Below are 12,671 nucleotides of genomic sequence, written 5' to 3'. Positions count from 1 at the left end.
CCATGTGCGGACGCTTCGTCATCTCCGATACGGCCCCCGATCTGGTGGCGCTCTTCGACATCGACACGGTCGGCGAAGGGCTGCCCGAGCCGAGTTGGAACGTGCGGCCGACCGAGCAGATCCCCGTCGTCATCGAGTCGAACAAGGAGGGGCCGGTGGTGCGGCGGCTCGAGTCGGCGCGCTGGTCGCTCGTGCCCTCGTTCTCGAAAGAGCTGAAGCTCAAGTACCCGACCTTCAACGCCCGGTCCGAGGGCGTCGCGACCTCCTCGGCGTTCCGCGCCTCGCTGCAAGGCAAGCGTGCACTCATCCCGGCTGACGGCTACTACGAGTGGCACACCGTCGGCAAGCGCAAGACGCCGTACTTCATCCATGCCGACGACGGCCCAATCGCCTTCGCGGGGCTGTACTCGTGGTGGCGCGATCGCACGAAGGCCGACGACGACCCCGACCGGTGGGTGCTCACCGCGACCATCATCACCGCCGACGCGACGGGCGGGCTCGCCGACATCCACGACCGCATCCCGGTCATGCTGCCGCCCGAGTTCTGGGCGACCTGGCTCGACCCCGAGACGAAAGGCGATCAGTCGCTCGTCGACCAGGCGGTCGCCGCGTCACGGCCGATGGTGCTCGAGCTGCGATTCCACGAGGTCGCCCCGCTCGGCGACAACGGCCCCGAGCTCATCACGCCCGTCGAACCGAGCGAGACGCTGTGACCTGAACCAGGCTCCGAGTCGGAAGATGAGGAAGAGCCCCTGAAACGCGAGAAGGCCGGATCAGAATCTGATCCGGCCTTCTCGACACAAGCGTGCGCGAGGGGGGACTTGAACCCCCACGCCCGTTAGGGCACTAGCACCTCAAGCTAGCGCGTCTGCCATTTCCGCCACCCGCGCTTGTGTCTCTCCGCTGATCTCTCAGCGGCCGTAGAAGAGATTAGCACGGTTTCAGAGGCCGTTTTGACCAAACGGCGCCCTGCGCTTGCTCGCCCCGGTGAAACCCCGGATGGCACCCCGAAAAACCGGTTCCGAACGACCTTCTCAGGCGTCTGGGGCCACGGATCGAGGCCAACGACTAGCGTGGAGCGCATGGTCGAGGCATCCGAGAAATCAGCGACGAACCCCGTGACGAGCCCTGCGGGGACGGAGCTCGACGAGACGGCGGTGATCGCCCGCGACCTGATCCGCTTCGACACGTCGAACTACGGCTCGGGCCGGGCCAACGGCGAGCGCGAGGCCGCCGAGTACGTCGAGGCGAAGCTCGCCGCCCTCGGACTCGCCCCGCAGTTGTTCGAACCCGAGCCCCGGCGCACGAGCGTCGTCGCGCGCGTGCCCGGCCGCAACCCCGAGAAGCCGGCGCTCGTCGTGCACGGCCACCTCGACGTCGTCCCCGCCGACGCCCGCAACTGGAGCGTCGACCCCTTCGCGGGCGAAGTCCGGGACGGCATGCTGTGGGGCCGCGGGGCGGTCGACATGAAGGACATGGACGCGATGATGCTCGCCGCCCTCGGCGACATCCTCGGCTCGGGGCGCCTGCCCGAGCGCGAGCTCGTGTTCGCGTTCTTCGCCGACGAGGAGGCGGGCGGCGGTGCCGGTTCGAGCTGGCTCGTCGATCACCACCCCGAGCTCTTCGCGGGGGCGACCGAGGCCATCAGCGAGGTCGGCGGCTACTCGATCACCGTCGGAGGCCGGCGGGCGTACCTGCTGCAGACGGGGGAGAAGTCGCTGCTCTGGATCAAGCTCGTCGCCCGCGGCGTCGCAGCGCACGGATCCCGCCGCATCCGCGACAACGCGATCACGCGCCTCGCCGAGGCCGTCGCCGTGCTCGGTCGCACCGACTGGCCGATCCGGCTCACCGACACGACGCGCGAGCTCCTCGGCGAGATCGCGGGCGTGCTCGGCGTCGACCCCGAGCAGGTCTCGCCCGACGAGCTCGCCCTCGCGACCGGCTCGGCCTCGGGGTTCATCACGGCCACGCTCCGCACGACCTCCAACCCGACCCTGCTCGAGGCGGGCTACAAGCACAACGTCATCCCCGACCGCGCCGAGGCGCTGATCGATGTCCGCACCCTTCCCGGCGAGGAGGAGGCGGTGCTCGCCGAGGTGCAGGCGCTCGTCGGCGACGACATCGAGATCGAGATCGTGCATCGCGACGTGGGGCTCGAGAGCTCGACCTCCGGCAGCCTTGTCGACGCGGTGAAGCGCTCGCTCGCGGCGCACGATCCGGGCGCGCCGGTGTTCCCCTACCTGCTCTCGGGCGGCACCGACAACAAGGCCCTCAGCCGGCTCGACATCGCCGGCTACGGCTTCGCCCCGCTCCGGCTGCCCGAAGGCTTGGACTTCCCTGCGATGTTCCACGGCGTTGACGAGCGGGTGCCGCTCGACGCACTAGTCTTCGGGAGGCAGGTCCTCCGCGACCTGCTCCTCGAGTACTGACCGGCCCGTCGACGGCCGAAGCAGAGATCCGCCGCGCGCGGAGACGGAAGGCGACAGCAACCACGTGATCGAAGCGCTCATCCTCGGACTCGTCCAGGGCCTGACCGAATTCCTCCCGATCTCCTCGAGCGCCCACCTGCGCATCCTGGGGGAGTTCCTGCCCGGCGCGCAGGACCCGGGGGCGGCGTTCACCGCCATCACGCAGCTCGGCACCGAGACGGCGGTGGTCGTCTTCTTCTGGCGCGACATCGTGCGCATCGTCTCGCACTGGTTCGGCTCGTTCACGGGGCGCGTGCCCCGCAACGACCCCGATGCGCGCATGGGCTGGCTCATCATCATCGGCTCGATCCCGATCGTGGTGTTCGGGCTCCTCTTCCAGGACGCGATCGAGTCGACGCTCCGCTCGCTCTGGATCACGGCGACGATGCTCGTCGTCTTCGGCATCATCCTCGGCCTCGCCGACTGGGCCGGCGCGAAGCGCCGCAAGCTCGACCAGCTGACCTACCCGCACGGCGTGCTGTACGGCTTCGCGCAGTCGCTCTCGCTCATCCCGGGTGTCTCCCGGTCGGGCGGCACGATCACGATGGGGCTGCTGCTCGGCTACGAGCGCGCCGCGGCCGCCCGCTACGCGTTCCTGCTCGCGATCCCGGCCGTGTTCGGCAGCGGATTCTTCCAGCTCGTGAAGAGCCTCGACGAGCCCTCGGTCTACGGCCCGATCGAGACCGCGGCGGCGACCCTCGTCGCGTTCGTGGTCGGCATCCTCGTGATCGCGTTCTTCATGAGCTGGATCTCGAAGCACAGCTTCCTGCCGTTCGTGATCTACCGCATCGTGCTCGGCGGCGCGCTGTTCGCCATGCTCGCCACCGGCGCGATCCAGGCCTGAGCGACCGACCGCGGTCGTCGCGGGCCGAGATCGGTCGTCAGGGTGCGGCCGGGCCGCCGCGCCCGTCGGCGCGCCCTTCGGGGCCGTCGCCGCGGCGACGGAGGTAGCGCTCGAACTCCTGCGCGATCGCCTCGCCGCTCGCCTCGGGGGCGTCGACCGCGTCGCGGGCCTGCTCGAGCTGGGTGATGTAGCCGGCCATCTCCTCGTCTTCGGCGGCGAGCGCGTCGACGCCGGCCTCCCACGCCTGCGCGTCGACCTCGAGGCTGCCGCGCGGGATCGAGAGCCCGGTGAGCTCCTCGAGCTTGCCGAGGAGCGCGAGCACGGCCTTCGGCGACGGCGCGTTGTGCACGTAGTGGGGGACGGAGGCCCAGAGCGACACGGTCGGGATGCCCGCGCGCTCGGCCTGGTCGGCGATCACGCTGAGGATGCCGACGGGCCCCTCGTAGGTCGAGCGCTCGACGCCGAGCGCGCTGCGCACCTCGGGGTTCTCGCTCGACGCGAAGACGGTCAGGGGGCGCGTGTGCGGGGCATCGGCGAGCATCGCGCCGAGCAGCACGACGCCGTCGATGTCGGCGGCGAGCGCCGCGTCGACGAGTTCGGCGGCGAAGCCCTTCCAGCTGCGCGCGGGCTCGGCGCCCATGAGCACGTGCAGTCCGGATGCCCCGGGGCCGGTCACCGGATCGTCGAGATCGCCCCGGCCGCTGGGTCCGAGGATCGCCGCGCCCGGCCATTCGAGCTGACGGGAGCCGTCGTCGGCGGTGACGATCGTGGGGCGCGTGAACTGGTAGTCGAAGTAGATCTCGGGGTCGACCGCGGCGATCTCGACGAGGCCGAGCCGCTCGCTGAGGAGCTTCGCTGCTCCGGTCGCCGCCTCACCGGCGTCGTTCCAGCCTTCGAAGGCGACCACGAGCAGCCTTCGACCTTCGAATCCGGCCGGCTGATTCACTGCTGGTGCCCCGCTTCCCGCCCCGGACGCCCGGGGTCCTCTCCACAATAGGGCGTGCCCGTAGACTTGGGGGTTGTGACCACACGACTGCCTGCCGCCGCCCTCTGGGACATGGACGGAACCCTCGTCGACACCGAACGCTACTGGATGGCCGCCGAGGAGGAGCTCGTCGAGGCCTTCGGCGGCAGCTGGAGCCACGAGGAGGCGCTCGCCCTCGTCGGCAGCGGCCTCTGGGAGTCGGCCCGGGTCTTCCAGGCGAAGGGCGTCGACCTCGACGCCGACACGATCGTGAACCGCCTGACCGGCCGCGTCAGCGAGATGCTGGTCGAGCACGGTGTGCCATGGCGCCCGGGCGCCCGCGAACTGCTCGAGGCGCTGCGCGAGGCATCCGTGCCCACCGCGCTCGTGACCATGTCGCTGCGCTCGATGGCCGACGAGATCATCTCGGCGATCCCGTTCACCGCGTTCGACGTCATCGTCACCGGCGACTCGGTCGAGCACGCGAAGCCGCACCCGCAGCCCTACCTGCAGGCCGCTGCTGAACTCGGTGTCGACATCGCCGACTGCGTCGCCTTCGAGGACTCGCCCGCGGGGCTGACCTCGGCCTTCACCGCCGGCGCGGTCGCCGTCGGCATCCCCAACATCCTCGAGCTCGACGACGTGCCCTCGACGGTCATCTGGCCGACGCTCGAAGGGACGACCGTCGCCGACGTCGCCGCGCTCCTCACCGCAGAGGAGGTCGCACGATGAACGCGAGCCGTGGCGAGCAGAGCGGGCCGTTCCGCGTCGGCGACCGGGTGCAGCTCACCGGCCCCAAGGGCCGCATGCACACCATCACGCTCGAGCCGGGCCAGATGTTCCACTCGCACAAGGGCCTCATCGCGCACGACGACCTCATCGGCCTGCCCGACGGCTCGGTCGTCGCGAACCAGGTCGGCATCGAGTACCTCGCACTGCGCCCGCTGCTCAGCGACTTCGTGATGTCGATGCCGCGCGGCGCGGCGATCGTCTACCCGAAGGACGCCGCGCAGATCCTCGCGCAGGCCGACATCTTCCCGGGCGCGACGGTCGTCGAGGCCGGCGTCGGCTCGGGCGCGCTCTCGCTGTGGCTGCTCCGCGCGATCGGCGCGAACGGGCGACTCCACTCCTTCGAACGGCGCGACGACTTCGCCGAGGTCGCCCGCGGCAACGTCGCGACCTTCCACGGCGCCGTGCCCGAGAACTGGTCGATCGGTCTCGGCGACCTCGCCGAGGTGCTGCCCGAGACGATCGACGACGGCAGCGTCGACCGGGTCGTGCTCGACATGCTCGCCCCCTGGGAGTGCCTCGACGCCGTGTCGGCCGCCCTGAAGCCCGGCGGCGTGCTGCTCTGCTACATCGCGACCGCCACCCAGCTCTCGCGCGTCGCCGAGGCGATCCGGGCGACGGGGGAGTACACCGAGCCCCAGTCCTCCGAGACGATGGTGCGCGGCTGGCACGTGCAGGGCCTCGCCGTGCGTCCCGACCACCGGATGATCGCCCACACCGGGTTCCTCATCACGGCCCGCCGCCTCGCGCCCGACACCGTGCTGCCCGAGCTCAAGCGACGCCCGTCGAAGACCGAGTTCAGCGCGGAGGACGTCGAGGCGTGGACGCCCGGCGCACTCGGCGAGCGGCAGGTCAGCGACAAGAGCCTCCGCAAGCGCGTGCGCGCGGCCGGTGCCGCGGCCCGAAAGGCCGGTTCCACCGGCCCCGCCGACGAGAACGAACCGTCCGACTCGGACGGGTAGGCTTTCAACGCCCCTCCGCGACCCATCGAAGAATCGAGGATCAGTGCGCTCGTCATTCGCGCTCATCGCCACGGCCGGCCTCGTCGCCGTCGCCCTCACCGGCTGCACCGCCCCGGCGCCCGCGCCCGAGGCGTCCACGGGCGGCTCGTCCGAGCTGATCGAGGCGACCGGCGAGTTCGGCTCGGCGCCGAAGGTCGACTTCCCGACGCCGCTCATGCCGAGCGAGACGGAGTGCACCGAGATCATCGAGGGCGAGGGGCCGCTCCTCACCGAGGGGCAGATGGCCCTCGTCGGCCTCGCCGTCTACAACGGCGCGACCGGCGACGAGCTCCAGGTCACGGGCTTCGGCGATGAGGACGCGGTGCCGCTCACGGTCTCCGACACGACGCTGCCCGGCCTGAAGAAGGGCCTCACCTGCGCCCGCGAGGGTTCGCGTGTCGCCGTCGTCGTCCCCGAGAAGGACGGCTTCGGTCCGAACGGCAACCAGTCGATCGGCATCGCCCCCGGCGACAGCCTCGTCCTGGTGCTCGACGTGCAGCAGGCGTTCCCGTCGCGTGCCGACGGCGCCGTTCGCCTCAGCCGCGACGGCTTCCCCGCGGTGGTGCTCGCTCCCGACGGCCGTCCCGGCATCACGGTGCCGAAGAACGACCCGCCCGAGCAGACCGAGGTCGAGGTGCTGAAGGAGGGCTCCGGCGAGGTCGTCGAGTCCGGCGACACGGTGGTCGTGCAGTACACGGGCGTCCTCTGGGACGACAACAGCGTGTTCGACTCCAGCTGGGAGAACGGCAGCCCGGTGACCTTCACGGTCTCCGAGGGCGAGGATGCGCAGGTGATCCCGGGCTTCTCGAAGGCGATCATCGGCCAGACCGTCGGCTCCCAGGTGGGCGTCATCGTGTCCCCTGAAGACGGCTACGGCGACCAGGCGAACGCGAAGATCCCCGCGGGCTCGACCCTCTTCTTCGTCGTCGACATCCTGGGCGTGCTCTGATCGCGCCTGCGCGTCCGGCCGGCGCGAGCGTTTCAGTATGATCGCTCGTGTGGCCGGGGGAGAGCGCAGGGGCGAAGTGAAGGTACCGGTCGAAGACCGACTGTTCAGTCTGGTGCTGGCGCTGCTGGCCACCGAGACGGGGCTCCTGAAGTCCGAGATCCTCTCGACGGTGCGCGGCTACGCCGAGCGCTTCGACGCCTCTGGTGCGAACGCGAACCTCGAGCGGCAGTTCGAGCGCGACAAGGACGACATCCGAGAGCTCGGCATCCCGCTCGAGACCGTCGAGTCGCCCGACAGGCCGGGCGACAACCAGGCGCTGCGCTACCGCATTCCGAAGGGGCAGTACGAGCTCCCCGAAGAGGTGCGGTTCACCCCCGACGAGCTCGCGCTCCTCGGTCTCGCGGCCGAGGTCTGGCGCGAGGCTTCCCTGTCGGCCGATTCGCAGCGCGCGCTCACGAAGCTGCGCTCGCTCGGCATCGAGCCGCACGAGCCCGTCATCGGCTACGCACCGCGCCTGCGGGTGCGCGACGCGGCCTTCGAGCCGTTGCGCCAGGCGCTCGACCGTCGTCAGGCGGTGCGCTTCCGCTACTTCAAGCCGGGCGAGCAGGCGCCGCGCCAGCGCACGGCGAACCCCCTCGCGGTGGTGCTGCACGAGGGGCGCTGGCACCTGCACGCCTTCGACCTCGACGCCCAGGAGCCTCGCACCTTCCTGCTCTCGCGCATCGTGGGCGAGGTGACGACGGTGCCCAGCTCGAGCTTCGACGCCCCGCCGCCGGGCATCCAAGACCAGGTGATCGCCGACCTCAGCGCGCTGCGCCTCGCGAACGCCGCCGATCTCGCCGTCACCGCCGGCAGCGACGCGGAGGTGCGCCTCGGCAAGCGGGCCGCGCTGCGCGACGAGGACGCGGGCGTCATCCGCCTCCACTACACCGATGCCGCCATCTTCGCCGACGAGCTCGCGGCCTACGGGCCCGAGGTCCGGGTGCTCTCGCCGAGCTCGCTCCGCGACGCCGTCCGCGCACGGCTCCGTGCCGTCGCCGAGGCCCATCGCGAAGGAGACATCCGATGAGCGCGAAGCGCGCACGCCCGCTGAAGGCGCCCGACAAGCTCGTCTTCCTCCTGTCGTTCGTGCCGTACCTGCTCGAACAGCAGGTCGTCGACGTCGATGAGGCCGCCGCGCACTTCGGCATCGGCGCGGAGGAGATCCGCGACGCCGTGCGGCTGATCGCGACGTCGGGACTGCCCGGCGCGACCGGCACCTACCAGCCGAACGATCTCTTCGACATCGACTGGGACTCCTTCGAGGACGACGACGTGATCGTCATCGTGCACCACGTCGCGATCGACGACGCGCCGCGGCTCTCCGCGCGTGAGGCGTCCGCGCTGATCGCGGGCCTCCAGTACCTCTCCGCGCTGCCCGAGAACGCCGGCAGCGCCTCGCTCGCCGCGCTCATGCAGAAGCTCACCGCGGGCGCTTCCGCCGCGCCGAGCCGTCTCGCCGTCGCCGAGTCCGAGGCGGACGCCTCGCTCGCGCGTATCCGCGAGGCCGTCGCGGGCGGCCGACAGCTCGAGTTCGACTACCGCAACGCACTCGGCGTCGCCGGGCGCCGCCGGGTCGACCCGCTGCGCATCCTCTCGCAGGACGCCGACTGGTACCTGCAGGCGTACTGCCACACCCGCGAGGACGTGCGCAACTTCCGCGTCGACCGCATGAGCGACCTCGTCGTCTCCGAGGTGCCGATCGACGAGCACCCCGAGCGGGAGGTGCCCGACACGCTCTTCCAGACCTCCGAGTCCGACTTCGACGTCGTGGTGGATGTCGCGCCCGAGGCGCTGCCGCTCCTCGCCGACTACCTCGCCGACTCGACGACCGCCGAGGTCGACGGGCGCCTGCGGGTGACCCTGCGTCTCGCGCACGTGCACGGCCTCAAGCGGCTCGTGGCCGGCCTCCCCGGCCTCGTGACCGTCGTCGGGCCTCCCGAGGCGCGCGCGGCGGTCGCCGGATGGGCCGAGGCGGGTCTCGCGGGCTACGCCGATGCCGAGGCATCCACGGGCCCCGACGACCCATCGGACTGATCCGCCCGACGCGACGCGCGGGCATCCGTCCACAGGAGTGGACGGACGGAAACCTCCGACAGGTAGACTGTCGCCAACATCCCCCGAGAAACGGACGAATACCTATGTGGCAAGGCTTCACCGGTTGGCACGCGCTGATCATCCTCGTGGTCATTCTGCTGCTGTTCGGCGCCCCCAAGCTTCCGGCGCTCGCCCGCAGCCTCGGGCAGTCGATGAAGATCCTGAAGACCGAAGTGCGCTCCGACAAGGGCGACGGCGACGCAGCCGCGCCTGCTGACGAGCAGACGAAGTCCGAAGAGCCGGGTTCCGGCAAGAGCGCCTGACCTCGATGACCGCGGTGAAGGATCGCGGAGAGAAGAACCGCGAGAAGCGGATGTCGCTCGGCGCGCATCTCATCGAGTTGCGCAAGCGGCTGTTCATCTCCGCGATCGCGATCGTCGTCGGCATGGTCGCCGGCTGGGTGCTCACCGATCTCTACGTGTGGGACGCTCTCCAAGACCCGGTGCAGCGCGTCGCCGAGGCGCGGGGCGACGACACGGCGATCGTCTTCCAGACGATCTCCAGTTCGTTCGACCTGATGCTGCAGATCTCCTTGACGCTCGGCATTGTGATCTCGAGTCCGGTCTGGCTCTACCAGATCTTCGCGTTCCTGGTTCCCGGTCTGAGCAGCCGCGAGCGGAAGTTCACCTTCGCGTTCTTCGCCTCGGCGATCCCGTTGTTCTTCGCGGGATGCCTCGCCGGGTGGTTCGTGCTGCCGAACATCGTGAAGCTGATGACGAGCTTCGTGCCCGAAGGCGGCGAGACGCTGCTCACGGCGAAGGAGTACATCGACTTCGTGCTGAAGCTCGTCGTCGCGATCGGCATCGCGTTCGTCGTGCCCGTGTTCATCGTGCTGCTGAACTTCGCCGGCGTGATCAGCGCCGCGTCGATCATCAAGTCGTGGCGCGTCGCCATCCTCGTGATCGTGCTGTTCACGGCGATCGCGACGCCCTCGGCCGACGTGGTCTCGATGTTCATGCTCGCCATCCCGATGATCGGCCTGTACTTCGCGGCCTGGTTCATCGCGAGCCTGCATGATCGCCGTGTCGAGCGCCGCAACCGCTTGGAGTTCGGCGACGCTGTCTAGGCTGGAGGGGTGATGAGCCTCTCGCCGGCCGAGCGCTACGCGCTGTCCCGCCAACAACGCCGGCAGCCCCGGCTCGCCGAATTCGCCGCGTCGGTGCGGTTCGACCTCGACCCGTTCCAGCGCGCCGCCTGCGCCGCGCTCGACGAGGGCCGCAGCGTGCTCGTCGCGGCCCCGACCGGCGCGGGCAAGACCGTGGTCGCCGAGTTCGCGGTCTACCTCGCGATGCAGGAGCCCGGGGCGAAGGTCTTCTACACGACGCCGATCAAGGCGCTCTCGAATCAGAAGTACCAGGAGTTCGTCGACGCGTGGGGCGCCGAGAACGTCGGCCTCCTCACGGGCGACACGAACGTGAACTCGGGCGCCCGCATCGTGGTCATGACGACCGAGGTGCTGCGCAACATGCTGTACGCCGAGTCGGCGCTGCTCGATCGCCTCGCCTACGTGGTCATGGACGAGGTGCACTACCTCGCCGACCGGTTCCGCGGCGCGGTGTGGGAGGAGGTCATCATCCACCTCCCCGAGGCGGTGCGGCTCGTCTCGCTCAGTGCGACCGTGTCGAATGCCGAGGAGTTCGGCGACTGGCTTCAGGCGGTGCGCGGCGACACCGACGTCATCGTGTCGGAGGACCGGCCGGTACCGCTCGAGCAGCACGTGCTCGTGAAGCAGAAGCTCGTCGACCTCTTCGACTCCTCGGGGCAGGCTGCGACGCATCGGGTCAATCCCGAGCTGAAGCAGTTGGCGCGCATGGGCGGGCGCTCGATCTCGCAGCGTTCGCAGCGGGGGCGTCGGGGCGGCGACCGCGGCCGGTTCCACCAGGGCGGGCCGGGCTCGGGCCGCCTCGATCGCCCCGAGGTGGTCGCCCTGCTGCACGGCAAGAACCTGCTGCCGGCGATCGTGTTCATCTTCTCGCGCGCCGGCTGCGACCAGGCGGTGCGCCAGGTGCTCCGCTCGGGCATCCGGCTGACCGAGGCGCACGAGCGCAGCGAGATCCGCGCGATCGTCGAGGAACGGGCGAGGATGCTCCGCGACGAGGACCTCGCGGTGCTCGGCTACTGGGAGTGGCTCGAGGGGCTCGAGCGAGGCGTCGCCGCCCACCACGCGGGCATGCTGCCCGCATTCAAGGAGATCGTCGAGGACCTCTTCCAGCAGAAGCTCGTGAAGGTGGTCTTCGCGACCGAGACGCTCGCGCTCGGCGTGAACATGCCGGCCCGCTCGGTCGTGCTCGAGAAGCTCGAGAAGTTCAACGGCGAAGCGCGCGTGCCGATCACCCCGGGGGAGTACACGCAGCTGACCGGCCGCGCCGGCCGGCGCGGCATCGACATCGAGGGGCACTCCGTCATCCAGTGGGTCGACGGCCTCGATCCCGAATCGGTGGCGGCGCTCGCCTCGCGGCGCAGCTACCCGATGAACTCGAGCTTCCGGCCCACGTACAACATGGCGGTGAACCTCATCGACCAGTTCGGGCGCGACCGCACCCGCCAGATCCTCGAACTCTCCTTCGCGCAGTTCCAGGCCGACCGCGCCGTCGTCGACCTCGCCAGGACCCTCCGCAAGCAGGAGGAATCGATGGCGGGCTTCGAGGACGCCATGCGCTGCCACCTCGGCGACTTCGCCGAGTACGCGACGCTGCGCCGCGAGATCGGCCGGCTCGAGCGGCAGACGTCGAAGGGCAATCCCTCGCACGCACAGCGCGAGCGCCTGCAGCGAGAACTCGTCGACGCGCGCAAAGCGCTCCGCGCCCACCCGTGCCACGGCTGCGCCGAACGCGAGCAGCACGCGCGCTGGGCCGAGCGCTGGTGGCGCCTGAAGCAGGAGCACGACGACCTCCTGAGGCAGATCCGCACGCGAACCGGCCAGGTCGCGAAGCGCTTCGACAAGGTCGCCGAGGTGCTGACGAAGCTCGGCTATCTCCAGCGCGACGTGCAGGGCGCGGTCGTGTCGACGCCGGCGGGGCGCATCCTGAAGCGCATCTACGGCGAACGCGACCTGCTCGTCGCCGAGTGCCTCCGGCACGGGCTGTGGGACGGGCTGGATGTCCCGGGGGTGGCCGCGATGGCCGCGTCGCTCGTCTACGAGCCGCGACGCGACGATCGCAACGTCGACTTCCGGCTGCCGCGGGGCGGCTTCCGTGAGGCATTCGATTGCACGCTCGACGTCTGGAGCGAGCTCGACGACCTCGAACGCGACCATCGCCTGCCGGGCAGCGACCAGCCGTCGCCGGCCCTCGCCTCGGCGATGCACTCGTGGGCGCGCGGCGGCGACCTCGGCGGAGTGCTCGAGGACACCGAGCTCGCGGCTGGCGACTTCGTGCGGCTGACGAAACAGGTCGTCGACCTGCTCGACCAGATCTCGATCGTGGCCGACGCCGAGCTCGGCGCCACGGCGCGCGCGGCGATCGATGCGGTCCGTCGCGGGGTCGTCGCCTACGGGACGGTCGTCTGACGTCAGTGCCGC

At 70.4% G+C, this 12,671-nt stretch carries 12 protein-coding genes and 1 tRNA gene; 11 read left to right on the top strand and 2 right to left on the bottom strand.

What is annotated here, in order from left to right:
• Window positions 1-2: 2 nt before the first annotated feature.
• Window positions 3-713, top strand: coding sequence for an SOS response-associated peptidase (locus tag ACFVTR_RS10515; RefSeq protein WP_387037079.1), 711 nt, complete (start codon window positions 3-5; stop codon window positions 711-713).
• A gap of 93 nt (window positions 714-806) precedes the next feature.
• On the opposite strand, the gene ACFVTR_RS10510 is transcribed toward ACFVTR_RS10515, so the two are convergent.
• Window positions 807-890, bottom strand: a tRNA-Leu gene (locus ACFVTR_RS10510).
• Between the two features lie 192 nt (window positions 891-1,082).
• Between ACFVTR_RS10510 and ACFVTR_RS10505 the strand changes: the two genes are divergently transcribed.
• The gene (locus tag ACFVTR_RS10505) at window positions 1,083-2,429 is read left to right on the top strand and encodes a M20/M25/M40 family metallo-hydrolase (RefSeq protein WP_387037077.1); all 1,347 of its coding nucleotides are present in this window, start codon (window positions 1,083-1,085) and stop codon (window positions 2,427-2,429) included.
• A 64-nt stretch (window positions 2,430-2,493) separates the two neighbouring features.
• Window positions 2,494-3,312, top strand: coding sequence for an undecaprenyl-diphosphate phosphatase (locus tag ACFVTR_RS10500; RefSeq protein WP_387037074.1), 819 nt, complete (start codon window positions 2,494-2,496; stop codon window positions 3,310-3,312).
• Window positions 3,313-3,349: 37 nt separating this feature from the next.
• Here ACFVTR_RS10500 and ACFVTR_RS10495 read toward each other — a convergent pair whose 3' ends face one another.
• Window positions 3,350-4,225, bottom strand: a complete 876-nt coding sequence (locus ACFVTR_RS10495; protein ID WP_376945835.1) for a proteasome assembly chaperone family protein — start codon at window positions 4,223-4,225, stop codon at window positions 3,350-3,352.
• A 108-nt stretch (window positions 4,226-4,333) separates the two neighbouring features.
• Between ACFVTR_RS10495 and ACFVTR_RS10490 the strand changes: the two genes are divergently transcribed.
• From ACFVTR_RS10490 to ACFVTR_RS10455, 8 genes are all read left to right on the top strand, one after another.
• Window positions 4,334-5,008, top strand: coding sequence for an HAD family hydrolase (locus ACFVTR_RS10490; RefSeq protein WP_387037072.1), 675 nt, complete (start codon window positions 4,334-4,336; stop codon window positions 5,006-5,008).
• Complete coding sequence (locus tag ACFVTR_RS10485; protein ID WP_387037070.1) at window positions 5,005-6,027, top strand: tRNA (adenine-N1)-methyltransferase; 1,023 nt, start codon at window positions 5,005-5,007, stop codon at window positions 6,025-6,027. The genes ACFVTR_RS10490 and ACFVTR_RS10485 overlap by 4 nt, the downstream gene beginning before the upstream one ends.
• A 43-nt stretch (window positions 6,028-6,070) precedes the next feature.
• Window positions 6,071-7,015 carry an FKBP-type peptidyl-prolyl cis-trans isomerase gene (locus ACFVTR_RS10480; protein WP_387037068.1) on the top strand — a complete coding sequence of 315 codons (945 nt, stop codon included), beginning with the start codon at window positions 6,071-6,073 and terminating at the stop codon, window positions 7,013-7,015.
• Window positions 7,016-7,091: 76 nt separating this feature from the next.
• Complete coding sequence (locus ACFVTR_RS10475; RefSeq protein WP_387037065.1) at window positions 7,092-8,084, top strand: helix-turn-helix transcriptional regulator; 993 nt, start codon at window positions 7,092-7,094, stop codon at window positions 8,082-8,084.
• Window positions 8,081-9,091 carry a helix-turn-helix transcriptional regulator gene (locus ACFVTR_RS10470; protein WP_387037063.1) on the top strand — a complete coding sequence of 337 codons (1,011 nt, stop codon included), beginning with the start codon at window positions 8,081-8,083 and terminating at the stop codon, window positions 9,089-9,091. The genes ACFVTR_RS10475 and ACFVTR_RS10470 overlap by 4 nt, the downstream gene beginning before the upstream one ends.
• A gap of 104 nt (window positions 9,092-9,195) precedes the next feature.
• Complete coding sequence (gene tatA, locus ACFVTR_RS10465; protein WP_376945183.1) at window positions 9,196-9,414, top strand: twin-arginine translocase TatA/TatE family subunit; 219 nt, start codon at window positions 9,196-9,198, stop codon at window positions 9,412-9,414.
• Window positions 9,415-9,419: 5 nt separating this feature from the next.
• Window positions 9,420-10,217, top strand: a complete 798-nt coding sequence (gene tatC, locus ACFVTR_RS10460) for a twin-arginine translocase subunit TatC (protein ID WP_387037060.1) — start codon at window positions 9,420-9,422, stop codon at window positions 10,215-10,217.
• A gap of 12 nt (window positions 10,218-10,229) precedes the next feature.
• Complete coding sequence (locus ACFVTR_RS10455; RefSeq protein WP_387037058.1) at window positions 10,230-12,659, top strand: DEAD/DEAH box helicase; 2,430 nt, start codon at window positions 10,230-10,232, stop codon at window positions 12,657-12,659.
• Window positions 12,660-12,671: the final 12 nt, after the last annotated feature.

This window comes from Agromyces sp. NPDC058126 (assembly GCF_042884595.1).
Lineage (GTDB): Bacteria > Actinomycetota > Actinomycetes > Actinomycetales > Microbacteriaceae > Agromyces.
This window is presented reverse-complemented; position numbering and strand designations above follow the sequence as displayed.

Coding starts and splice junctions, on each gene's coding strand:
- ACFVTR_RS10505 (WP_387037077.1), top strand. CDS start 1,083: ATGGTCGAGGCATCCGAGAAATCAGCGACGAACCCCGTGACGAGCCCT.
- ACFVTR_RS10470 (WP_387037063.1), top strand. CDS start 8,081: ATGAGCGCGAAGCGCGCACGCCCGCTGAAGGCGCCCGACAAGCTCGTC.
- ACFVTR_RS10485 (WP_387037070.1), top strand. CDS start 5,005: ATGAACGCGAGCCGTGGCGAGCAGAGCGGGCCGTTCCGCGTCGGCGAC.
- ACFVTR_RS10515 (WP_387037079.1), top strand. CDS start 3: ATGTGCGGACGCTTCGTCATCTCCGATACGGCCCCCGATCTGGTGGCG.
- tatC (WP_387037060.1), top strand. CDS start 9,420: ATGACCGCGGTGAAGGATCGCGGAGAGAAGAACCGCGAGAAGCGGATG.
- ACFVTR_RS10455 (WP_387037058.1), top strand. CDS start 10,230: ATGAGCCTCTCGCCGGCCGAGCGCTACGCGCTGTCCCGCCAACAACGC.
- tatA (WP_376945183.1), top strand. CDS start 9,196: ATGTGGCAAGGCTTCACCGGTTGGCACGCGCTGATCATCCTCGTGGTC.